The 21,555-nt window shown below is 68.7% G+C and carries 24 protein-coding genes and 1 pseudogene; 8 read left to right on the top strand and 17 right to left on the bottom strand.

What is annotated here, in order from left to right; all coding sequences use genetic code 11:
* Positions 1-8: 8 nt before the first annotated feature.
* Complete coding sequence (locus tag RHCRD62_RS05295; protein ID WP_050063648.1) at positions 9-356, bottom strand: DoxX family protein; 348 nt, start codon at positions 354-356, stop codon at positions 9-11.
* Between the two features lie 135 nt (positions 357-491).
* Here RHCRD62_RS05295 and RHCRD62_RS05300 point away from each other — a divergent pair, with 135 nt between their 5' ends.
* The gene (locus RHCRD62_RS05300; RefSeq protein ID WP_050063649.1) at positions 492-827 is read left to right on the top strand and encodes a winged helix-turn-helix transcriptional regulator; all 336 of its coding nucleotides are present in this window, start codon (positions 492-494) and stop codon (positions 825-827) included.
* A gap of 51 nt (positions 828-878) precedes the next feature.
* Here RHCRD62_RS05300 and RHCRD62_RS05305 read toward each other — a convergent pair whose 3' ends face one another.
* From RHCRD62_RS05305 to RHCRD62_RS05330, 6 genes are all read right to left on the bottom strand, one after another.
* Entirely contained in the window at positions 879-1,370 is a 492-nt protein-coding gene (locus RHCRD62_RS05305; RefSeq protein WP_050063650.1) for a nuclear transport factor 2 family protein, read from the bottom strand.
* 64 nt (positions 1,371-1,434) lie between these two features.
* Entirely contained in the window at positions 1,435-2,550 is a 1,116-nt protein-coding gene (locus RHCRD62_RS05310; protein ID WP_050063651.1) for an acyl-CoA dehydrogenase family protein, read from the bottom strand.
* Positions 2,547-3,503, bottom strand: coding sequence for an acyl-CoA dehydrogenase family protein (locus RHCRD62_RS05315; RefSeq protein WP_050063652.1), 957 nt, complete (start codon positions 3,501-3,503; stop codon positions 2,547-2,549). The genes RHCRD62_RS05310 and RHCRD62_RS05315 overlap by 4 nt, the downstream gene beginning before the upstream one ends.
* Complete coding sequence (locus RHCRD62_RS05320; RefSeq protein ID WP_050063653.1) at positions 3,500-4,663, bottom strand: acyl-CoA dehydrogenase family protein; 1,164 nt, start codon at positions 4,661-4,663, stop codon at positions 3,500-3,502. Before RHCRD62_RS05320 ends, RHCRD62_RS05315 begins: the two co-directional genes overlap by 4 nt.
* Positions 4,663-5,571 carry an enoyl-CoA hydratase gene (locus RHCRD62_RS05325; RefSeq protein WP_050063654.1) on the bottom strand — a complete coding sequence of 303 codons (909 nt, stop codon included), beginning with the start codon at positions 5,569-5,571 and terminating at the stop codon, positions 4,663-4,665. Before RHCRD62_RS05325 ends, RHCRD62_RS05320 begins: the two co-directional genes overlap by 1 nt.
* Positions 5,568-7,121: a FadD3 family acyl-CoA ligase gene (locus tag RHCRD62_RS05330; RefSeq protein ID WP_050063655.1), complete on the bottom strand. Its 1,554-nt coding sequence runs from the start codon at positions 7,119-7,121 to the stop codon at positions 5,568-5,570. Before RHCRD62_RS05330 ends, RHCRD62_RS05325 begins: the two co-directional genes overlap by 4 nt.
* A 45-nt stretch (positions 7,122-7,166) precedes the next feature.
* Between RHCRD62_RS05330 and RHCRD62_RS05335 the strand changes: the two genes are divergently transcribed.
* Together RHCRD62_RS05335 and RHCRD62_RS05340 are read left to right on the top strand one after the other, a co-directional pair.
* Entirely contained in the window at positions 7,167-8,372 is a 1,206-nt protein-coding gene (locus RHCRD62_RS05335) for an acyl-CoA dehydrogenase family protein (RefSeq protein ID WP_050063656.1), read from the top strand.
* Positions 8,369-9,178, top strand: coding sequence for an SDR family oxidoreductase (locus RHCRD62_RS05340; protein ID WP_050063657.1), 810 nt, complete (start codon positions 8,369-8,371; stop codon positions 9,176-9,178). Before RHCRD62_RS05335 ends, RHCRD62_RS05340 begins: the two co-directional genes overlap by 4 nt.
* A gap of 110 nt (positions 9,179-9,288) precedes the next feature.
* On the opposite strand, the gene RHCRD62_RS05345 is transcribed toward RHCRD62_RS05340, so the two are convergent.
* Positions 9,289-10,050 (bottom strand): SDR family NAD(P)-dependent oxidoreductase, encoded by a 762-nt coding sequence (locus tag RHCRD62_RS05345; RefSeq protein WP_050063658.1) that lies wholly within the window; start codon positions 10,048-10,050, stop codon positions 9,289-9,291.
* Between the two features lie 40 nt (positions 10,051-10,090).
* Here RHCRD62_RS05345 and RHCRD62_RS05350 point away from each other — a divergent pair, with 40 nt between their 5' ends.
* Together RHCRD62_RS05350 and RHCRD62_RS05355 are read left to right on the top strand one after the other, a co-directional pair.
* Complete coding sequence (locus tag RHCRD62_RS05350; RefSeq protein WP_050063659.1) at positions 10,091-10,714, top strand: TetR/AcrR family transcriptional regulator; 624 nt, start codon at positions 10,091-10,093, stop codon at positions 10,712-10,714.
* A gap of 16 nt (positions 10,715-10,730) precedes the next feature.
* Positions 10,731-11,885 carry an acetyl-CoA C-acetyltransferase gene (locus RHCRD62_RS05355; protein ID WP_050063660.1) on the top strand — a complete coding sequence of 385 codons (1,155 nt, stop codon included), beginning with the start codon at positions 10,731-10,733 and terminating at the stop codon, positions 11,883-11,885.
* A gap of 65 nt (positions 11,886-11,950) precedes the next feature.
* On the opposite strand, the gene RHCRD62_RS05360 is transcribed toward RHCRD62_RS05355, so the two are convergent.
* Together RHCRD62_RS05360 and RHCRD62_RS05365 are read right to left on the bottom strand one after the other, a co-directional pair.
* Entirely contained in the window at positions 11,951-12,568 is a 618-nt protein-coding gene (locus RHCRD62_RS05360; protein ID WP_253277205.1) for a TetR/AcrR family transcriptional regulator, read from the bottom strand.
* Positions 12,569-12,579: 11 nt separating this feature from the next.
* Positions 12,580-14,028 carry a cytochrome P450 gene (locus tag RHCRD62_RS05365; protein WP_084734094.1) on the bottom strand — a complete coding sequence of 483 codons (1,449 nt, stop codon included), beginning with the start codon at positions 14,026-14,028 and terminating at the stop codon, positions 12,580-12,582.
* 86 nt (positions 14,029-14,114) lie between these two features.
* Here RHCRD62_RS05365 and RHCRD62_RS05370 point away from each other — a divergent pair, with 86 nt between their 5' ends.
* Entirely contained in the window at positions 14,115-14,393 is a 279-nt protein-coding gene (locus RHCRD62_RS05370) for a DUF2277 domain-containing protein (RefSeq protein ID WP_050063661.1), read from the top strand.
* A gap of 82 nt (positions 14,394-14,475) precedes the next feature.
* Here the strand turns inward: RHCRD62_RS05370 and RHCRD62_RS05375 are convergent, their stop codons facing one another.
* Genes RHCRD62_RS05375 through echA20 form a run of 4 tightly spaced genes read right to left on the bottom strand, consistent with a single transcriptional unit; the run spans position 14,476 to position 17,961 of the window.
* The gene (locus tag RHCRD62_RS05375; RefSeq protein WP_050063662.1) at positions 14,476-15,543 is read right to left on the bottom strand and encodes an NAD(P)H-dependent flavin oxidoreductase; all 1,068 of its coding nucleotides are present in this window, start codon (positions 15,541-15,543) and stop codon (positions 14,476-14,478) included.
* The gene (locus tag RHCRD62_RS05380; RefSeq protein ID WP_050063663.1) at positions 15,540-16,289 is read right to left on the bottom strand and encodes a CoA-transferase subunit beta; all 750 of its coding nucleotides are present in this window, start codon (positions 16,287-16,289) and stop codon (positions 15,540-15,542) included. Before RHCRD62_RS05380 ends, RHCRD62_RS05375 begins: the two co-directional genes overlap by 4 nt.
* Positions 16,286-17,176, bottom strand: a complete 891-nt coding sequence (locus tag RHCRD62_RS05385; protein WP_050063664.1) for a CoA transferase subunit A — start codon at positions 17,174-17,176, stop codon at positions 16,286-16,288. Before RHCRD62_RS05385 ends, RHCRD62_RS05380 begins: the two co-directional genes overlap by 4 nt.
* On the bottom strand, positions 17,176-17,961 hold the full coding sequence (gene echA20 / locus RHCRD62_RS05390) for a (7aS)-7a-methyl-1,5-dioxo-2,3,5,6,7,7a-hexahydro-1H-indene-carboxyl-CoA hydrolase (RefSeq protein WP_050063665.1): 786 nt from the start codon (positions 17,959-17,961) through the stop codon (positions 17,176-17,178). The genes RHCRD62_RS05385 and echA20 overlap by 1 nt, the downstream gene beginning before the upstream one ends.
* A gap of 204 nt (positions 17,962-18,165) precedes the next feature.
* Between echA20 and RHCRD62_RS05395 the strand changes: the two genes are divergently transcribed.
* Together RHCRD62_RS05395 and RHCRD62_RS05400 are read left to right on the top strand one after the other, a co-directional pair.
* Positions 18,166-18,942, top strand: coding sequence for an SDR family oxidoreductase (locus RHCRD62_RS05395; RefSeq protein WP_050063666.1), 777 nt, complete (start codon positions 18,166-18,168; stop codon positions 18,940-18,942).
* 11 nt (positions 18,943-18,953) lie between these two features.
* A complete protein-coding gene (locus tag RHCRD62_RS05400; RefSeq protein ID WP_050063667.1) occupies positions 18,954-19,868 on the top strand; it encodes an SDR family oxidoreductase in 915 nt (304 codons plus the stop codon).
* 49 nt (positions 19,869-19,917) lie between these two features.
* Here the strand turns inward: RHCRD62_RS05400 and RHCRD62_RS05405 are convergent, their stop codons facing one another.
* From RHCRD62_RS05405 to RHCRD62_RS05415, 3 genes and pseudogenes are all read right to left on the bottom strand, one after another.
* The gene (locus RHCRD62_RS05405; RefSeq protein WP_050063668.1) at positions 19,918-20,595 is read right to left on the bottom strand and encodes a GNAT family N-acetyltransferase; all 678 of its coding nucleotides are present in this window, start codon (positions 20,593-20,595) and stop codon (positions 19,918-19,920) included.
* A 115-nt stretch (positions 20,596-20,710) separates the two neighbouring features.
* Positions 20,711-21,175 carry a nitroreductase family deazaflavin-dependent oxidoreductase gene (locus RHCRD62_RS05410; RefSeq protein ID WP_050063669.1) on the bottom strand — a complete coding sequence of 155 codons (465 nt, stop codon included), beginning with the start codon at positions 21,173-21,175 and terminating at the stop codon, positions 20,711-20,713.
* Between the two features lie 7 nt (positions 21,176-21,182).
* Positions 21,183-21,555: pseudogene (locus RHCRD62_RS05415) on the bottom strand (steroid 3-ketoacyl-CoA thiolase); the annotation flags it as partial.

Consider the following 21,555-nt stretch of genomic DNA (forward strand, 5'->3'; position numbering starts at 1 on the left):
GGAGCGGCCTACGCGGCGAGCGGTGCGAGGACCGCGGCCGCGGCAGCGGCGAGCATCAGGACACCTGCGGGGGCGATGTTCTTGTCGTTGGCGCGCAGGTGCATGACCACTGCGCCGAGGAAGTAGGCGACGACGCCGACGGCGGCCGCGACACCGATCGGCCACCAGAACAGGCCGACGACCAGACCGGCAGCGCCTGCGAGTTCGGCGATCGCGAGCAGCCACATCTTGTCGACGGGGAAGTTCACGGCGGTCATGCTCGCGACCTGCATGGGGTTCTTCGTGAGCTTGCCGAAGGCCGAGAAGGTCAGCATGAGGGCCAGGAGGATCGAAACGATGGCGGCGGCGATGAACATGGGTGGCTCCTGAGGGATTGGCGCCGTCGAACCGTCGGCATGGCGCTTCGGAAAAACTAGCAACATCGAAGAAGCTAGCTTACTTCGGAAAAGCTAGCAACTAGTGACGTGATAGCCGAGGGGTAGGGTGGGGGCATGCAGAAGGACGCCGAACACCACGAGCCGCGCGCGTGCGACGCGGGGTTGAGCCGGGCGTTCAACTTTCTGGGCAAGCGGTGGAACGGCGTGCTGATCGGCACCCTGGTGCAGGGTCCCGCCGGATTCTCCGAGCTCAAGCGGGCCGTGGCCGGGATCAGCGACTCGGTCCTCTCCGAGCGACTGACCGAATTGACCGCCGCCGGGCTGGTGGAACGGACCGTCGAGGACGGGCCGCCGATCACCGTCGTCTACCGCGCCACCGCCGCGAGCGAGGCGCTGATTCCCGCGCTCGACGCGATCGCCGTGTGGGCGCGGGACAACCTGAAGGGGTAGCGCCCGAGGACTGACAAGTTCGGATTCCCGCCCGACGATCCTGTAGGCCGCTCAGGGCTGAGGCGTCGTCGTTCCGGTGGCCCACATGTGCGACAGGAACCGGTGGCTCGGGATGTCCTCGAGCGAAACCAGCGACTCGTAGATCCGGGCGTAGGACGTGCGGGTGATGCGCCAGCGGCCGTCCTCGTCGCGTCGGTACTCGTCCGAGTAGTAGCCCGCGCCGCGGATCAGGCTCTTGGCATCCGGCACGATCACCGTGTCCTCGAAGCACCACGAGCCGGTCGCGGTATCGCCGGTGACGGTGATCTCGGGATGGTTGGCGATGTGGACCGTGGTGATCGCGGAGCCGAGCGTCTTGCTCATGAAGCCGGCCAGCGCGTCGCGGCCCTCGAAGACGAGGGGGTCGGAGAGGGCGTGGGTGCCGTACTCGGCGACGACGTCGTTCGCGAGGGTGTCCGCGAACTCGTCCCATCGCTTCAGGTCCAGCGTCCGGAAGTACCGGTATTTGAGCTGACGGATCTCTTCGAGTGCTGCCAGGTCCATCGGCGGAGCATGACAGCCCCGAGCGTGTGCGGGAGGCGGATTCGACGAATCCGCCTCCCGGCGATCACGCGGACAGGCCCGCAGAGCCCTCGAGCGAGTGCAGATGCGTGCGAGGCTGGCCGAACAACTGTGCGCTGCCGTGCGCACGCTTGAAGAACAGCTGGGCGTCGTGCTCCCAGGTGATCGCGATGCCGCCGTGCAGCTGGATCGCGTCGCCGGTCACGGCTTGCAGTGCCTCGGAGCAGTAGACCTTCGCGACCGTGGCGTCCGTTGCCGCGGACGCGGCACCCTCCGACAACGACGCGACCGCGGCGTACGACGCCGACCGGGCCGTCTCCACCAGGAAGTACAGGTCCGCCATGCGGTGCTTGAGTGCCTGGAAGCTGCCGATCGCGCGACCGAACTGGACCCGCGACTTGCTGTACTCGACGGTGCTCGCGAGGATCTGCTCCGCGGCGCCGACCTGCTCGCCGGACAGCGCGACGCACGCGATCTCACGGACCCGCTCCAGCGCCGCGGCGCCGTCGGCGGTGAGCAGTCTGCCGGTCGCCCCGGCGAACTCGACGACCGCGACGCTGCGGGTCGGGTCCATCGTCGGGACCCGCCGCCGCGTCACCGCGTCCTGCGCGGGGTCGACCTCGAAGAGCGCGACTCGGCCGTCCACGGATGCCGCGACGACCAGCACGTCCGCGTAGGAGCCGTCGAGCACGAAATGGCTGCTGCCGGTGAGGGAGTCGCCGTCCGCGGTGACGCCGACACGCTCGGTGTCCCAGGAACCGTCGGATCCGGTCCAGCACAGTGCGGCGATGGACGCGCCCTCGGCGATGCCGGGGAGCAGCCGCTCGCACGCCTCGACGTCACCCGACGCCAGGATCGCCTGCGCCGCCAGGACGACTGACCCCAGCATCGGTGTCGGGGCGAGGGTACGGCCCAGCTCCTCCATCACGAGATGGGTTTCGACCGCGGACGCACCGATGCCGCCGAACTCCTCCGGAATGGCCAGTGCGGCCACGCCGACCTGCTGGCACAGCAGATCCCACAGGGTCGCGTCGAACCCGTGCTCGGATTCGGTCGCCTTGCGGACGGCCGCCTGGTCGGCGTGCTTGGTCAGCAACGCGCGGACGGTCTTGCGCAGTTCGAGCTGTTCGTCGGTGAACGCACCGACCGCCGCGACGCTCACAGCGCCTCCATCACTCGGGCGCGGTGCTCCGCCGGGGTGCCCCAGGCGGTCAGCAGTGCGCGGGTCTTGGTCAGCCACAGCGACAGGTCGTGTTCCATCGTGTAGCCGATCGCGCCGTGGACCTGCAGCGCGATCCGCGACGCGCGGTACGCCGCGTCGCCGCAGGCCACCTTCGCGGCGGAGATGTCGCGACGCGCGGTGAGGGAGTCGTCCCGAACGGCCATCGCGGCGCCGAGGAGCAGCGGACGCGCCATCTCGAGGCCGACCGCCACACCGGCGAGGTGATGCTTGATCGACTGCTGGCTGCCGATCGCCTTGCCGAACTGCTTGCGCTGCTTGGCGTACTCGGTGGTGATGTCGAGCATGGTGCGGCCGAGTCCGAGCAGCTGCGCGGCGGTCGCGAGCGCGCCGAGGTCGAAGGCGCGTTCGGTGTCCGCGTCGCCGAGGGTCTCGGCGGCGGTCACGGCGAACAGTCCCCGGGAGCGGTCCACCGACCCGCGGCGTTCACCGTGGGTTGCGGTGCTGACGGTGGTGCCCTCGACGAGCAGCGTCAGGTCGACGGCGTCCGCGTCGACCGCGAACGGCACCCGCGGCGGAGCGGCGACGGTGGCGAGCGATCCCTCGGCGAGTGCGGACAGCCGGTCCGGTGCCGCGCCTGCCAGGAGGATCGGTGCGACGGCGACCGTCTCGGCGACCGGACCGGGGACGGCATGGCGTCCCAGCTGTTCGAGCGCGACGACCAGGTCGATCGCGTCGGCACCGAGGCCGTCGTGGGCCTCGTCGATCAGCAGTCCGGTGACGCCGGTCTCGGCGAGGCGCTGCCACACCTTCAGGCCGGGAGCGGTGTCGCCCGCGTTCCAGGACCGGATGACGGCAGGCATGTCGGACTTCGCGAGCAACGAGTCGATGCTGTCCGCGAAGTCGGTGTGCGAGGAGTCGAGCGCGAATCTCATCGGTCAGCCTTCGGTAGGCCGAGCAGCCGCTCGGCGATGACGTTCTTCTGGATCTCGTTGGTGCCGGCGTAGATCGGGCCGGAGAGGGAGAACAGGTAGCCGTCCATCCACGCGGTGTCGGCGAGCTCGGCCTCGGGGCCGAGCAGGTCGAGTGCCGTCTCGTGGGTGGCGACGTCCCATTCGGACCAGAACACCTTGTTGATGGAGGACTCCGGGCCCAGCTGGCCGCCGTCGGCGAGACGGGTGACGGTGCCCCACGTGCTCAGTTCGTAGGCGCGCGAGCCGATCCACGCGTCGACGACGCGGTCCCGCAGCGCGGTGTCCGACTGGTCGCCAGCGTCCTTCCACAGCTGCACGAGCCGGTCGGTGGCGGCGAGGAAGCGGCCCGGGGAGCGCAGCGACAGGCCGCGCTCGTTGCTGGCGGTGCTCATCGCGACGCGCCAGCCCTCGTTGACGGCGCCGATCACGCCGGACTCACCGGGGTTCGCCGGATCGTCGGGGACGAAGACGTCCTCGAGGAACACCTCGGCGAAGCCGGGCAGGCCGTCGAGCTGGTCGATCGGACGGACGGTGACACCCTTCGACCGCAGGTCGAACATGTAGTAGGTGATGCCCTTGTGGCGCTGAGCCTCCGGGTCGGAGCGGAACAGCCCGAAGCCCCAGTCCGCGAACGCGGCGCGCGAGCTCCACGTCTTCTGCCCGTTGAGCAGCCAGCCGCCGTCCACCTTGGTGGCGGTGGCGCGCAGGCTGGCCAGGTCGGAGCCGGACTCCGGCTCGGACCAGGCCTGGGCCCAGATGTCGTCAGCGCGGGCCATGCGCGGCATGATGCGCGCCAGCTGTTCGGGCTTGGCGTGCTCGAAGAGCGTGGGTGCCAACAGGAAGATGCCGTTCTGGCTCACACGTCCGGGCGCACCCGAGCGGTAGTACTCCTCCTCGAAGATCACCCACTGCTCGAGGGTCGCGTCACGTCCGCCGTACTCGGCGGGCCACGACACCACCGACAGGCGGGCCTCGGCGAGGGTGCGCTCCCACTGGCGGTGCGCCTCGAAGCCCTCGGCCGTGTCCATGTGCGGCAGGGGTTCGGAGGGGACGTTCTCCGCGAGGAATGCACGCACTTCGTCGCGGAACGCGACTGTGGCGTCGTCGAATTCGAGATCCACTACTGCTCTCCAGCCTTCTTTGTCACGGCTGCGCCGTGCTGCTTCATTGAGGTTGCATCCATACCGCCGAGGGGGCCGGAGCCGATCTCGGCATTGTGGGCATGCGCGAAATGGTGCAGGCCGAACACCGAGTCCATGCCTGCGCGGATTCCCATCAGGTCCTCGCACTGGTTGACGGCCTTCTTGGTCAAGGCCAGGCCGAACTGCGGCATCGTCGCAATGCGGTCGGCGAGATCCATCGCCGTTGCTCCGAGGTCGTCACGCGGGACCACCCGGCTGACCATGCCCCACTCGTAGGCGCGCTGCGCGCTGAACCGATCGCCGGTGTAGAGGATCTCCTTCGCCGCGCGCGTGCCGAGCACCCACGGGTGGGCGAAGTACTCCACACCCGGAATTCCCATCCGGACAACGGGGTCGGCGAAGAATGCGTCGTCGGACGCGACGATCAGATCGCACACCCACGACAACATCAGGCCGCCGGCGATGCACGCGCCCTGCACCATCGCGATCATCGGCTTCGGCAGGTCCCGCCAGCGGCGGCACATCCCGAGGTAGACCTCCATCTCGCGGGCGAAACGCTGGTCGCCGCCCGGGCGGTCGACGTGGTCCCACCACATGACGGCCTTGTTCTCGTACGAGACGTGGTGGTCGCGTCCGACGGTGCCGATGTCGTGGCCCGCGCTGAAGTGGTCGCCGTTGCCCGCCAGCACGATCGCGCCGACGTCCGGGTCCTCGACGGCCCGCTGGAAGGCGGCGTCGAGGGCGTACGTCATGACCGAGTTCTGGGCGTTGCGGAACCGCGGACGGTTCATCGTCACGACGGCGACGCGTCCTCGCACCTCGTAGGTGACGACCTCTCCCTCGTCCGGAACCGAGTCGGCGGGGACGTGATCGGTGGACGCTGTCACGACTTGTCCTCTCGCAGTTCGTTCTTGAGGACTTTGCCGGACGGATTGCGCGGCAGGGTATCGACGATGCGGATTTCGCGCGGAACCTTGAAGTTCGCCAGGTTCTCCTTGCAGTACGCGCGCACCTCGTCGGCGTCGACGACACGTCCCGGCTTGGCGACCAGGTAGGCGCGGCCGACCTCGCCCATCCGCTCGTCGGGGATGCCGATCACGGCCGTCTCGGCGACCGAGTCGATGCGGGCGAGCGCGTTCTCGATCTCCGCGGGGTACACGTTGAACCCGCCCGAGATGTACATGTCCTTGAGGCGGTCGGTGATGTCGATGTAGCCGCGCTCGTCCATGACCCCGACGTCGCCGGTGTGCAGCCAGCCGTCCGCGTCGATCGTCTTGGCCGTCGCGTCGGGGTCGTCGAGGTAGCCGAGCATGACGTTGTCGCCGCGGACGAGAATCTCGCCATGGTCGCCGATGCGGACCTCCATGCCGGGTACGGCGCGTCCCGACGTCGTGGAGACGGTGACCGGGTCGTCGTCGGTGCGGCACATGGTCACCACGACGGCTTCGGTCTGTCCGTACGCGGTCAGGACCGCCTTGTAGGACAGTTCGCTCTGCAGTCGTTCGACCAGTGTCACGGGGACCGCGGCTGCGCCGGTGACGGCGACCCGCAGGCTCGACAGGTCGAAGTCGTCGCGGCCCGGCAGGTCGAGGATGGACTGGTGGATCGTCGGGGCGCCGGGCAGGACGCTGATCCTCTCGTCCGCGATCTTCGCCGCGACCTTCGGTACGTCGAACACGGCCATCGGGACGATTGTCGCGCCGTTGAGTACGCAGACGACGAACCCGGCCTTGTAGCCGAAGGTGTGGAAGAACGGGTTGATGATGAGGTAGCGGTCGGCGGACGTGATCTCGGCGCATTCCGCCCACGCGTCGGCTACACCGATGGTTTGCCGGTGCGCGGTCATGACGCCCTTGCTCTTCCCGGTGGTGCCGGAGGTGAACAGGATGTCGGCGACGTCGTCGGGGGAGACGGCGCCGGCGCGGGCGTCGGCAACCTCGGCAGGCACGCCGGCTGCGAGCGTGTCGAGTTCGCTCCACTCGATGACGCCGTCGGCCGGGGCGTCCCCGTCGAAGGGGATCCGGATGACGGTGTGGAGGCTGTCGAGGTCGCCGGGAGACGCCGCGCGCTGCAGGTCGGCGTACCGGTCGGACTTGAGGAACGCCCCGACGACGACCAGCGCCTTCGCCTTCGTGCGCACGACGAGGTCGAGGGCTTCGCTGCCCGTGTACCGGGTGTTGATGGGCACGATGACGGCGCCTGCGTACTGGGCTCCGAGTGCGGCCACCACCCAGTGGTGGGTGTTCGGGGCCCAGATCGCGACCCGGTCACCGGGTTCGATTCCCCGGGCGATCAGGGCGCGGGCGGCCGTGCGGACCCGGTCGAGGAGACCCGTGTAGCTGATTCGGACGTCACCGTCGGCGATGGCGTCCTTGTCACCGAATACGCTCGCGGCCCGCGCGAGTGCTGCGGGTGTTGTCTTCACGTCAGTGGTCACTGGACTCCTCTACCTAGCAAGTGCTTGGTAGGTTACTCTACCGATGTGGATGCAAGCCAGGGGCTGGGAACAGCAGTAGACGACGAGAAGTTCGCCGCCACCGTCCGTGAGTGGCTGGCCGACAACCTGACCGGCGAGTTCGCCGGACTGAAAGGCCTCGGCGGGCCGGGTCGCGAGCACGAGGCGTTCGACGAGCGCCTCGCGTGGGACCGGCACCTCGCCTCGGCCGGATGGACCTGCCTCGGCTGGCCGAAGGAGTACGGCGGCAAGGAAGCAACCATCAGCCAGCAGGTGATCTTCCACGAGGAGTACGCCCGTGCGGGCGCTCCGGCGCGGGTGAGCCACCTCGGCGAGGAACTGCTCGGCCCGACGCTCATCGCGTTCGGCACCGAGGAGCAGAAGCGCCGCTTCCTGCCCGGAATCAATACCGTCAGCGAACTGTGGTGCCAGGGTTACTCCGAACCCAATGCCGGCTCCGACCTGGCCGGCGTCACCACGTCCGCCCGACTCGACGGCGACCAGTGGCGCATCAACGGGCAGAAGGTGTGGACCTCCCTCGCGCACGTCGCACAGTGGTGCTTCGTCGTCGCGCGCACCGAACCCGGATCGCAGCGCCACAAGGGCCTGTCCTACCTGCTCGTCCCGATGGACCAGCCGGGCATCGAGGTCCGGCCGATCCTCCAACTCACCGGCACCTCCGAATTCAACGAGGTGTTCTTCGACGACGCCCGCACCGACGCAGACCTCGTCGTCGGCGAGCCCGGCCAGGGCTGGGCCGTCGCTATGGGCACCCTCACCTTCGAGCGTGGCATCTCCACTCTCGGCCAGCAGGTCGGGTTCGAGAAGGAACTCGCCGCCATCGTCGAGCAGGCCGAACGCAACGGCGCCGCCCAGGATCCCGTCATCAAGGACAAGTTGACGCGCGCGTGGATGGGCCTGCAGGTGATGCGCGCGCATGCCATGCGCACCCTGTCCTCGGTCGATGCCACCGGCAACGGCGGCGAGGCGTCCGTCGCGAAACTGTTGTGGGCCAACTGGCATCGCGGCCTCGGTGAACTCGCGATGGAGGTCGCGGGCGCCGACGGACTGCTCGCAGGCGACGGGCCCTTCGGAGCCGACGCCGACCTCAGCGACGAGCAGCGACTGTTCCTGTTCAGCCGCGCCGACACCATCTATGGCGGATCCAACGAGATCCAGCGCAACATCATCGCCGAGCGGGTGCTCGGCCTTCCCCGAGAGGCACGCCCGTGACCACCTCAGTCCAGTCGCCCCTGTCCGTCGCCCCCGCCGAGATCGAGGGCCACAACCTGCTCAAGGGCAAGAAGGTCGTCGTCACCGCGGCCGCAGGCACCGGCATCGGCTTCGCCACCGCCCGTCGCGCACTCCTCGAGGGCGGCGACGTCCTCGTCTCCGACTTCCACGAGCGTCGCCTCGGCGAGACCGTCGAGAAGCTCGCCGCCGAATTCGGTGGACAGCAGATCGAGTCGTTCGTGTGCGACGTCTCCAGCACCGAACAGGTCGATGCCCTCATCGCAGGTGCCGCCGAGAAGCTCGGCCGCATCGACGTTCTCGTCAACAACGCAGGCCTCGGCGGCGAGACCCCGATCGTCGACATGACCGACGACCAGTGGGACCGCGTCCTCGACATCACCCTGAACAGCACCTTCCGTGCCACCCGCGCGGCGCTGCGATACTTCAAGTCGGTCGAGCACGGCGGCGTCCTGGTCAACAACGCGTCGGTCCTCGGCTGGCGCGCGCAGCACTCGCAGTCGCACTACGCCGCCGCGAAGGCAGGCGTCATGGCGCTGACCCGCTGCTCCGCGATCGAGGCCGCCGAGTACGGCGTCCGCATCAACGCGGTCGCCCCGTCCATCGCGAAGCACCCGTTCCTCGCGAAGGTCACCAGAGACGAACTGCTCGACACCCTCGCCTCCCGCGAGGCATACGGCCGCGCCGCCGAGGTGTGGGAGATCGCCGCGACCATCGCCATGCTCGCGAGCGACTACACCACATACCTCACCGGCGAGATCGTCTCCATCTCCAGCCAGCGCGCGTAGGCACTCGGCACCCGGCCGGCCTTCATGCACCTTTCCTGAATGGCCCATTGATTCAGTTCGACTGAATCAATGGGCCATTCAGGTTGAGGGGGAAGAACGGTGGAGCGGGGTCAGGCGGTGTAGCCGCCGTCGATGTTCAGCTTCTGGCCGGTGACGAAGCCCGCATTCTCGCTGACGAGGAACGCGACGGCCGCCGCGACGTCGGTGGCACGGCCGAAGCGGTTCAACGGGATTCGGCTCTTCGCGACCGCGAGTGCGCGCTCGTCGAGGTCTGCGCTGCCGATGAGTCGTTCGGCCATGCCGTCGGTGAGCATGCCGGGGCCAACGGCGTTGAATCGGACTCCGTACCGGCCCTCTTCGACGGCGAAGGCGCGAACGAGCGCCTCGACGGCGCCCTTCGTCCCGGACGACAGTCCGTCGCGGGCGGGGAAGCGGTCGGTCGCGGCGGTCGTCACCGCGACGACGGAACCCTGGGTTGCACGCAGGGCAGGCAGCAGGGCGTGCACGACCGCGAAGAAGGCGGTGGCCTCGGCGTTCAGGTGCTGGGCGTAGACGTCGGGGGACACGGACGACAGGTGGACCATCGGGATGTGCGGGCCCGCGGCGTGAACGAGGACGGACGGTTCGCCGAAGTCGGTGCGGACTTGGTTCGTCCAGTCCGCGACGTCGGCGCTGTCGGTGAGGTCGACGCGGTCCGCACGGGCGCGACCTCCGGCGTCGGCGACCTCGGCGACGACGGCGTCGGCGCGTTCGGAGTTGCTGCGGTACGTGAGTGCGACGGGGTGTCCTGCCGCGGCCAGGTGCCGGACGACTTCGATTCCGATTCCGCCGGTCCCACCGGTGACGACAGCGCAGCGTGACGACTCGACCATCCGTCTACCCTAGCAATTGCTTGGTTGGTATGGTGGCGAGGTGAGCCCATCGCCCCGCGCCGAAGAAACTGCCGCCAAGTCGGGCCGTCGAGCAGAACTGCTCGACCTCGCGGCCGCGCTGTTCGCGGAGCGCGGCACCCGCGCAACCACGGTCCGCGACATCGCCGACGCGGCGGGAATCCTGTCCGGCAGCCTGTACCACCACTTCGACTCGAAGGAGTCGATGGTCGACGAGATCCTGCGCGGATTCCTCGACGACCTGTTCGGACGCTACAGCGTCATCACGGAGTCCGGGCTCGGCGCGCGCGCCACCCTCGAGGCACTCGTGGTCGCGTCGTTCGAGGCGATCGACAGTTCGCACGCCGCCGTCGCGATCTACCAGGACGAGGCCAAGCACCTCGTCGGGAACGAGCGGTTCGCCTACATCACCGAACGCAACCGGGAGTTCCGGACCCTGTGGGTGTCCGTCATCGAATCGGGTGTCGCCGACGGCAGCTTCCGGCCCGACATCGACATCGAACTGGTCTACCGATTCATGCGGGACACCGTGTGGGTCGCGGTCCGGTGGTACCGGCCCGGCGGCCCGATGACCGCGGAAACCGTAGCCAAGCAGTACCTCGCCATCGTGCTGGACGGGCTGTCCAGCCCCGACGCACAGCACTGACACCGTAGGAGTACCCATGCCCGAGGCATACATCGTCGACGCGATCCGCACCCCGATCGGCAAGAAGAACGGCGGCCTGTCCACTGTTCACCCGATCGACCTCGGAGCGCACATCCTCAAGTCGCTCGTCGAGCGCACCGGCATCGACGCGTCCGAGGTCGACGACGTCGTGTTCGGCTGCGTCGATGCCATCGGCGGCCAGGCGGGCAACATCGCGCGCATGTCGTGGCTCGCCGCGGGTCTGCCGCAGCACGTCCCGGGCGTGACCGTCGACCGTCAGTGCGGGTCGAGCCAGCAGGCGATCCAGTTCGGTGCGCAGGCGATCCTGTCCGGCACCGCGGACCTCATCATCGCCGGCGGCGTGCAGAACATGAGCCAGATCCCGATCTCGGCCGCCATGATCGTCGGCAAGGAGTATGGCTTCACCACGCCGACGTCCGAGTCGACCAGCTGGACCGAGCGCTACGGCGACCAGGAGGTGTCGCAGTTCAAGGGCGCCGAGATGATCGCCGACAAGTGGGACATCAGCCGCGAGGACCTCGAGAAGTGGGCACTGCAGAGCCACGAGCGCGCGAAGGCCGCGATCGCCGAGGGCCGCTTCGACAACGAGATCGTGCCGCTCGGTGACGCGACCGTCGACGAGGGCCCGCGTGAGACCAGCCTCGAGAAGATGGCGAGCCTGAACGTGCTCGTCGAGGGCGGCAAGCTGACGGCTGCCGTCGCCAGCCAGATCTCCGACGGCGCCAGCGCGCTGCTCCTCGCGTCGGAGGAGGCCGTCGCGAAGCACGGGCTCAAGCCCCGCGCCCGGATCCACCACATGAGCGCTCGCGGCGACGACCCGATCTTCATGCTGTCCGCGCCGATCCCGGCCACCCAGCACGCGCTCGCCAAGACCGGCCTGACCATCGAGGACATCGACCTGATCGAGATCAACGAGGCGTTCGCGCCGGTCGTGCTCGCATGGATCAAGGAGATCGGCGCCGACCCGGCGAAGGTCAACGTCAACGGTGGCGCCATCGCTCTCGGGCACCCGCTCGGCGCGACCGGCACCAAGCTGATGGCGACGCTGCTCAACGAACTCGAGCGCACCGGCGGACGCTATGGCCTGCTCACCATCTGCGAGGGTGGCGGCACCGCCAACGTCACGATCATCGAGCGCATCGAGCAGTAGCCCGATCGCACGAAGAACGCCCCGACAGCTATGGGCTGTCGGGGCGTTCTCGTGTTCGGTGGCCGCTACCGCAGCGTGTCGATGACGGCGTAGAGCGCGTCGGCCAGGTGTTCGCACCACTCGTCCGCGCCCTCGTAGCCGTGCGCGACACCGCGAATCATGGTGGACGACATCAACATGTCGAACACAATCTCGACCGTCGCCTCCGCCTGCGCTCCCGCATACGGACGTGCCCCGAGGACCCGTTCGACCAGTGCCGCGCGGGTGGGTGCTTCGGCCCGCTCGACCAGGCGCTCGTGGACCCCGTCGTGGTGGTGGTACGCAGACAGCAGACCGGGGATGGCCGAGCGGGCCGCCGGGTGCGCGGTGCGATCGAGGAATTTGCGAGTCCACGCCAACAGGTCCGCGCGCAGGTCGTCGGTCGCCGGGGGAATCGGTACGTCGGCGCCGTCCTGGAGGCCGAAGATGGCGTCCTCGATGATCATCTCGCGAGTCGCCCAGCGTCGGTAGATCGCGGGTGCGCTGACCTGCGCCCGCCGGGCGATCGCCTGGATCGTCGTCTTCTGGTAGCCCTCCGCGACCAGCAGATCGATGGTGGCGTCGAGGACCGCACGATCGACCTGCGGATCGCGCGGACGGCCAGGGCCGCCCGCGTCCGGTCGTCGATCGCGTGTCAGGTTCACAAGGGCGGACACTACCGGAGGTGAGACGGTCGGCCGCCCGGATCGGCGACGGTGGTGGTCGGAGTGGAGCCCGCGCGACGGGTTGCCGTGACGGTGAAACCCGTCGGCATCATGGTCAGCCGCTCCTGCACCCGGAGCCGGTAGGCCGGGTCGCCGCGCAGGTCGTAGCGCTGCAGGAGGGTTCCGAGCACGAGCATCGCCTCGTGGATCGCGAACTGCCGTCCGATGCATGCCCGTTCGCCGGTACCGAAAGGCTTGTACGCGTGCGGAGGACGGCCGCGCATACGTTCGGGGAGGAATCGGTCGGGGTGGAACTCGTCGGCGTCCGGCCCCCAGACCGGGTTCCGGTGCAGCGCCGGGATCAGCACGAGCATCCAGTCACCTGCCGCCATCCGGTGGCCGCAGCGCAGCGTCGTGTCCGAAATCGCCTCGCGCGCATAGGCGGGAGCCGTCGGCCACAACCGCAGCGTCTCGTCGAGGACCCGCCGCACGTACCGCAGCTTCGCGACCTGTTCGTAGGTGGGCCGTGCAGTCGGGTCGGTTCCCCAGACGCGGTCCACCTCCTCCTGTGCGCGGGCCAGCAGATCCGGGCGCCGAGTGAGGTGGTACAGGGCGAACGACAGTGCACCGGAGGTGGTTTCGTGTCCGGCGACGAGGAACGTGATCACCTGGTGTCGGATGTTGAGCTCGTCCACACGATCAGGGTCGGCGTCCCGCTCGGCGCGCAACATGAGTTCGAGCAGGTCGTCCGGGGTCGTGCCGTCCGGTGCGCCGCGGCGGGAGCGGATCACCGCGTCGACGACCTCCGCGAGATACGCGACATCGGCGTCGTGGCGGGCGCGGCGGCGCCTCGTCGTCACCAAGCCGAGCGGGGTGACCGCGCGCTGCGCGTCGGTCAGTGCCCGCACCATCGCCGCGACGAACGGGTGCGTTTCGGTGCGCTCGAACGAGCCGAACGGAAAGCTGAAGCCGGTGCGGCCGATGGTCTCGAGCGTCAGTGTCGTCATGTCGGAGGAGACGTCGATCGGCGCCCCGGGGGACCGGTCCCAGTGGGCGGTCAACTCGGCGGCGACGTCGACCATGGTGTCGTGGTAGCCGCGCATCGCCGACTGCGTGAACGCCGGGGCGAGCAGAGTGTGCGCCTTCCGCCAGTTCGGTTCCTCCGTGTACGCGGTGAACAGTCCGTCGCCACCGATCCCGCGCAGCGCCGCCACCGCGGGGGTCAGGTGCTTGCGGAACCGGGATTCATCGGACAGTTCGGCCACGACGTCCGGGTCGGACACGATCACAAAACGCTTGCCGAGCACCTTGCGTTCGAAGATCGGACCGAGTTCGACGGAGAACCGCATCGAATCCTGAACCGGGGTGCGGGGACTGACCCCGAGCACGTCGCCGAGCAGTGGGACGCGCCACTTCGGGTGCGGGATGGTGAAGCCGGGCGGCGACAGTTCGACGGTCATGCGTTTCCCCCTGATGGCGTCATCGGCCACCACGGTACGCACCGGAGGGGCTCGTCGCGGCGTGCTTTCGGGGTTACCGTCGAGGCATGTGCCGAAACATCACCGAGTTGCGCGGCCTGGAGCCGGCTGCGACCGCGGAGGAGATCGAGGCCGCCGCGGTCCAGTACGTCCGGAAGGTCAGCGGAATCCACAAACTGTCCGACCACACGCGCGAGCCGTTCGAGCTGGCCGTCGCCGAGGTCACAGCGGCCACGCAGCGGCTGTTGGACGCACTGCCGGAGCGGCGCCAACCGCCGCAGACCGTCCCGCCGCTGCGACGCCCCGAGGTGCAGGCCCGCATGGCGGCAGCCGCCGCGAAAGGCTGAAGGGCACCTTCGGCCGGGTTGATCCGGTCGAAAGTGCCCTCCGGTCTGGACTGTGTCCTCAGGCGTGCAGCGGCGGTGCCGTTCAGGCCTTCAGCGCGCCCACGGCGTCGATGCGCTTGACCGCGTCCGCGACGATGCGGTCGATCAGTTCCTGGCAGCTGGGCAGGTCGTCGATCATGCCGACCACCTGACCCGACGCCAGCACGCCCGCCTCGGTGTTGCCCTCGACCAGGCCGGCCTTGAGCAGCATCGGGGTGTTGGCGGCCATGATGATCTGCTGCCACGTTCGGTCGCCCGACTTCTTCATCGCCAGGCCGTCCTTGGCGAGCGTCGACCACTTCATGCCCGTCATCGACTTGAACTTCATCGCGTTCTTGGCCGCGGCGACGAGTCCCTTTGCATAGCTGGACTTCTCGAGGGCGTTCACCAGGTCGGTGTTGAGCACCCGGTGGGGCATGCCGTCGACCTTCACCGACACGGTGGTGTCGGTCAGGCCGCGCTGGAGGTACTGCTGCTTGACCGAGTCCGGCACCGCCGAATCACTGGTCAGGAGGAAACGGGTACCCATCGCGACACCCGCGGCGCCGTACGACAGCGCCGCGGCGAGGCCGCGGCCGTCGAAGAAGCCGCCGCCCGCGATGACGGGGATGTCGACGGCGTCGAGCACCGACGGCAGCAGCAGCGTCGTCGCGACACCGCCCGTGTGGCCGCCGCCCTCGCCGCCCTGCACGACCACCGCGTCGGCGCCCCACGAGGCGACCTTGACGGCGTGCTTGGCGGCACCGATCGACGGGACCACGACGATGCCGTTGTCCTTGAGCTTGGCGATCAGGTCCTTCTTCGGCGCCAACGCGAACGAGGCAACCTTGACGCCCTCGCGGATCAGCAGGTCGCACCGCTGACCGGCGTCCGACGCGTCGGCACGCATGTTGACGCCGAACGGCTTGCTCGTGAGCTGCTTGGTCTTCTTGATCGCCGCTTCGAGCTCGTCGTACGTCATCGTCGCCGAGGCGAGGATGCCGAGACCGCCCGCGTTGCAGGTGGCGGCGGTCAGACGGGGGCCGGAGACCCAGCCCATGCCGGTCTGCACGATCGGATGCTCGATGCCGACCAGTTCGGTGAGGGGAGTGCGGAGAACTTGCCCGCTCACGCCGACACCTCGCGGTCACGGAAGTTCTTCGGGTCGAGCACCTCGCGGATGATGCGCAGCTCTTCCGCGGTGGGTTCACGGGTGACGCCGGCCTCGGCGAGCCCGGCGACCTCGAAGGAGGTGTTCTCGGCGACCTCGTCGGCAGTGACGCCGGGGTGCAGGGTGACGGCACGGAAGGTGCGGCCGGGACCCTGGAAGTCGAACACACCGAGGTTGGTGATCACCTGATAGTTGTTCAGGAAGCGGAACGCCGGGTTCTCCGGGTCCACCTTGTCGTAGCCGACACCGCACACCACGTCGACCTTGTCGGCGAAGACGCGGGTGGAGTGCTTGCCGACCCAGTAGCTGGTGGCGTGGTTGATCGAGTTGCCGGGGGCGCCGCGCAGACCGAACATCTGGCGGGTCGGCTTGTCCAGCGGGCCGAACGCGGACAGGTTCTGGTTGCCGAACTTGTCGATCTGGTTGGCACCCATCACCACGTGGCGACGACCGGATGCGACCACGTCGAAGACCTTCGAGAACGGGATGTAGCCCTCGATCGGCGCGCTGCCGCCGATGGCCGGGGCCTCGGCGAAGATCAGGGCCTCACCGTCGGTGATGATCAGATCCGGCTCAGAGGTGAGCTTGGCCAGCCGGGCACCGATGAGCGACATCGTCGACATGGGCGAGGCGAAGATCTCGCCTGCATCGGCGAACAGGTCGGCGCACGCGATGGCGCAGTACTCGGCGCGGGTTACCTCGGTCATGCGTTCTGCTCCTCTGCGAACTTGCGCACGGCGGCCTGGTAGTCGTCCTCGCTGCCGGACAGGTAGGTGTCGGCGAAGGCCTGCCATGCCTCGGGGGTCTTGGCGGCCTCGGCGTAGTGGCGCTGGAACTTCTCGTCGCGCTTGTACCCGCCGGCGAAGGTGAAGTGGGCTCCGTTCGGGGCCTCGGTGACGGTGTCGACCATCGCGCGGTTCAGGATCAGGGCCTGGTTCGGGACGGACTTGACGAGCTCCTCGGTCGAGACGATCTTGTCGACGCTGAGGATGCGCTGCTCGGCCGCGAGGCAGAACAGGTCGTCGAAGTACGGGTCGACGCCGGTGTAGGCGGCGTTGCCGCGCTCGTCGGCCAGATCCAGGTGGACCAGGGCGGCGTCGAGCTTGAACGCGGGCATCGCGATCAGGGTCTCGGTGCGGCCGTCGGCGTCCGGGTACGGGGACGCGACGGTCTTGAGCTCGTCGCCCCAGACGGTCTGCGCATCCGAGCCGAGGCCGGCGCGGATCGGCATGAACGGCAGGCGCGCGGCGGCTGCCTGCAGGCCGGCCTTGACCATGCCCTCGTCCATCTCGCGGGACTCGATGGTCCCGGCGACGCGGGCCTGGGCGAACCAGGGGTCGTAGAAGGGCGCCGAGTCCAGGGACACGAAACCGTAGTAGGCACGCTTGACCTTGCCTGCGGAGATCAGCAGACCGAGGTCCGGGCCCAGGTAGCCGACGACGGTCAGGTCCTTGACGTCGCTGCGCAGGAGGGCGCGCACGAGGGCCATCGGCTTGCGCCGGGAGCCCCAGCCGCCGATGCCGATGGTCATCCCGCTCTGGATGCCGGCGACGGCCTCGTCCAGTGAGCGGCGCTTGTCGCGCTTCTCGGCCATTAGTTGCCCTCTCCCTTGGGTGCGGTGGTGTTCGACTTCGGCTTGCCGGTGGCGACGAACTCGTCCCGGTGCTCGTCGGCGACGCCGGCCAGGTTCAGCTCGAAGGTGAAGCCCTGCTCGATCCGGTAGCTGGTGTGCACGTCCATCACGTCGATACGGTTGATGGCTTCCTTGGCCCGGCGGATGACCCGGGTGTCCTTGGCAGCGATCTCACCGGCGATCTTCAGCGCGCAGGCGTCGAGTTCCTCGCGGGGAACGACGTCGTACACGGACCCGAAGTGCTTGAGGGTCTGGGCGTCGACGTTCTTGGCCGTGTAGTACAGCGTGCGCATCATGTGCTGGGGGACCAGGCGGGCGAGGTGCGTGGCCGCGCCGAGCGCACCGCGGTCCACCTCGGGCAGGCCGAAGATGGCGTCGTCGGAGGCGACGATGACGTCCGCGTTGCCGACCAGGCCGATGCCGCCGCCGACGCAGAATCCGTTGACCGCCACCACGACCGGAACTTCACAGTCGTAGACGGCGGAGAACGCTGCGGCGCAGCCGTGGTTGGCCTCGATCAGGGCGCCGTGGCCCTCGGTGGCCTGCATCTCCTTGATGTCGACGCCGGCGTTGAAGCCGCGTCCCTCGGCCCGCAGGATCACCACGTGGGTGCTCATGTCCTTGCCGGCCTCGCGGATTGCGTCCGCCAGTTCGAACCATCCCTTCGAGGGAATGGCGTTCACGGGCGGGTAGTCGACGGTGACCGTGGTGATGCCGGCCCCGTCGGAAGTGGAGGTGATTCCCATCGTGTTTCCTTAGGTAGGTCGCCAAACCAAGCGATTGCTTGGTAAGTTAGCACACCTGCGGGTCGAGCCGGAGTCCGTTGCGTGCTGCGACGGAGGGAACCCTCGACCCGCAGAACAACTCGAACCCGTCCCGGGTGGGCAACTCGAACCCGTCCCGGTGGGACAACGCGAACCCCGTCTCGGGGCGTACAGCGGAGGTATGTGGTGGATCTGGGTCTGGACGGCAGCGTCGTGCTCGTCACCGGCGGCGTGCGAGGGGTGGGCGCAGGCATCAGCCGCGCCTTCCTGCGGGCAGGCGCGACGGTGGTGACGTGCGCCCGGCGTCCCGCCGACGAGGCGATCGAGGTGGACGGTCGGACCGTCGACTTCGTCGAATGCGACGTCCGCGACCCGGAGCAGGTGCAGGCGATGATCGAGGGGATCGTCGAGAGGCACGGCCGCCTCGATGCCCTGGTCAACAACGCGGGCGGTTCCCCCTCTGCCCTCGCCGCCGACGCGAGCCCGCGGTTCCACGCGAAGATCGTCGAACTGAACCTGCTCTCACCTCTCCTCGTCGCGCAGGCCGCGAACGCGGTGATGCAGAAGCAGGACACCGGCGGCGCCATCGTCAACATCTCGAGCGTGAGCGGGTCGCGGCCGTCGCCCGGCACCGCCGCATACGGCGCGGCGAAGGCGGGTGTCGACAGCCTCTCGCAGTCACTCGCGGTCGAGTGGGCACCGAAGGTCCGGATCAACTCGGTCGTCGTCGGCATGGTGGAGACCGAGCAGTCGCACCTGTTCTACGGCGACGATGCGGGCATCGCCGCCGTCGGCGAGACCGTCCCGCTGGGCAGGCTCGCCCGGCCCGACGACATCGGGAACTGTGCAGCATTCCTGGCATCACCGCTGGCGTCCTACGTCAGCGGCTCGACCCTGACCGTCCACGGTGGCGGCGAACGTCCCGCCTTCCTGGCGGCGGCAAACACCGATTCGAACAAGTGAGTGGAGTAGAAGTGAGCGGACTGGTAGACGGTCGCGTCGTCATCGTGACGGGCGCGGGCCGCGGCATCGGGCGGGCGCACGCACTGGCGTTCGCGGCGGAAGGCGCGAAGGTCGTCGTCAACGACATCGGCGTCGGCAGTGATGGCAGCGCAACGGGTGACAGCCCCGGCGAGCAGGTCGTCGCCGAGATCATCGCCGCCGGCGGCACCGCGGTCGTCAACGGTGACGACGTCGCGGACTGGGAAGGCGCACAGAACCTGATCAAGACCGCCATCGACAACTTCGGTGGGCTCGACGTCCTCGTCAACAACGCCGGCTTCCTGCGCGATCGGATGCTGGTCGGGATGAGCGAGGAGGAGTGGGACGCGGTGATCCGCGTGCACCTCAAGGGGCACTTCGCGCCGCTCCGTCACGCCGCCGCCTACTGGCGCGCGGAGTCGAAGGCCGGCCGCCCCGTCGACGCCCGGATCATCAACACCAGCTCCGGCGCCGGACTGATGGGTTCCATCGGTCAGGGCAACTACGCCGCCGCGAAGGCAGGTATCGCGGAGATGACCATCCAGGCCGCAGCGGAGCTGAAGAACTACGGCGTCTCGGTGACCGCGATCGCTCCGGCTGCGCGCACCCGGATGACCGTCGGCGCAGGCGGTGCGATGGCCGAGGCGATGGCGGCCCCGGAGGAGGGCTTCGACGCCATGGCGCCGGAGAACATCTCCCCGCTCGTCGTCTGGCTCGGTTCGACCGAGTCGAAGGACGTCACCGGTCGCGTGTTCGAGGTCGAGGGCGGCCAGATCACGGTTGCCGAGGGCTGGCGGCACGGCCCCACCCAGGACAAGGGTGAGCGCTGGGATCCCAAGGAGATCGGTCCCGTCGTGGCCGACCTGCTGGCCAAGGCCGAGGTCCCGACCCCCGTCTACGGGGCGTAAGCAGCTGCGCGGGTTCGGTGGCCGGAGCTACCGAACCCGCGCACATGCGCTAGGCGCCTGAGGGGCTCCGGACGACGACGATCGTGCCGGGGAAGTATGCGGCGAGCTCACTGCGCGACTGCTTGAGCGCGGCGGTGCCGTACCCGTGCTTGCGGGCACTCGGATCCACCCAGACCGCGATGTCCACTTCCTGGCCGGTCAGTTCGCCGAAGACCAGGCCGACGCTCCGCGGGCTGTCACCACTGAGGTCCTCGCACACGAACCAGGCGGCGGACTCGTCGTCGACGCGGCGCAGTCCCTCGGCCCGCTCGGATTCGACCCGATCCGCCGACCACGGCTGTCCGTCGTCGCCGATCTGCTCGGCGGACCGGCGACGGAACAGTTCGACGTCCTCGGCACTGGAGCTGAACGGGCGAAGGTGGACGCCGACGCCGGTCGCGGCGGGACGCTGCTCGGGCAGCCACTTCAGGGTCGCGTCGAGGTTCTGCACCTCGTCGCTGAGCCGGTCCCGCTCCAGCCGGGTGAGCCGGCCGAGTTGCAGCGCGAGCACCATCTCGGCGTTGGCCTCGGTACTACCGAGTAGGCCGCTCACGGCCCGGACCGCGCCTGCGTGGTCGTCGCTGTCAACGATCGCGTCCAGAACTTCGTGCCTCATTTCGAGCGCCTTGAGCAGCGCCTTCGCGAGTTCGCGGCGGTCCAGGATCTGATCTTGGGGTCCGGCAGTCATGTCGAATCTCGCTCTCCGTCGTGTGTTCGGCAGGGGAGCGCCCGCGGCCGGTGGGCCGACGGGCGATCCTTCTCGCATTGTCGGCCACCGGCGGCGGAATTTCCACGAACACGGACTACGAGCAGACGACGACGGGGATCTTCCGGTCGGTCCAGGACTGGTAGTCGTCGAACTCGGGGTACATCGCGACCAACTTCGGCCACAGCTCGCTCCGCTCGGCGTCGTCGGCGACGTTCGCGGTGAGAGTGCGTACCCGGGAACGGATCTGAACGGTCACGGTCGGGTTGGCCTTGAGGTTCAGGTACCACAGTGGGTTCTTCGGCTGTCCGCCCTGCGACGCGACGAGAATGACGCGGTCGCCGTCCTCGAGGAACAGCAGCGGACTGACGCGAGGCTCACCCGATTTGCGGCCGGTGGTGGTGAGGAGGCAGATCGGCAGCCCGTTCTTCGCGGCACTGCCGACCCGCCACTTTCCCCCGATTCGCCCACCGGTGAGCCGGTACGCAACCACGTTGGACTTCGACATCCATTTGATGATCGTGCGGGTGAACTGCGTGTCCAGCATCGGTGGGCGTTTCATCGTGGTGTCAGAGCCTTTCGATGATGGTGCCGGTGGCGAGCGCGCCGCCCGCGCACATCGAGATCAGTGCGGTGGAGCCGTCGCGGCGCTCGAGTTCGTGCAGGGCCGTGGTGATCAGGCGTGAGCCGGTGCTGCCGACGGGGTGGCCGAGGGCGAGTGCGCCGCCGTTGACGTTGACCTTGTCCATGTCGGGGCCGTGCACCTGCGCCCAGGACAGTGCGACGGACGCGAAGGCCTCGTTGACCTCGAACAGGTCGAGGTCGCCGATCTTCATGCCGGCCTTCTCGAGNACCTTCGCGGTGGCCTGGACGGGTACGTCGAGGTGGAAGTCGGGCTCGGCGCCGAGGAGGACCTGGGAGACGATGCGCGGGCGGGGCTTG

Source organism: Rhodococcus sp. RD6.2, assembly GCF_001040705.1.
GTDB lineage: Bacteria > Actinomycetota > Actinomycetes > Mycobacteriales > Mycobacteriaceae > Rhodococcus_G.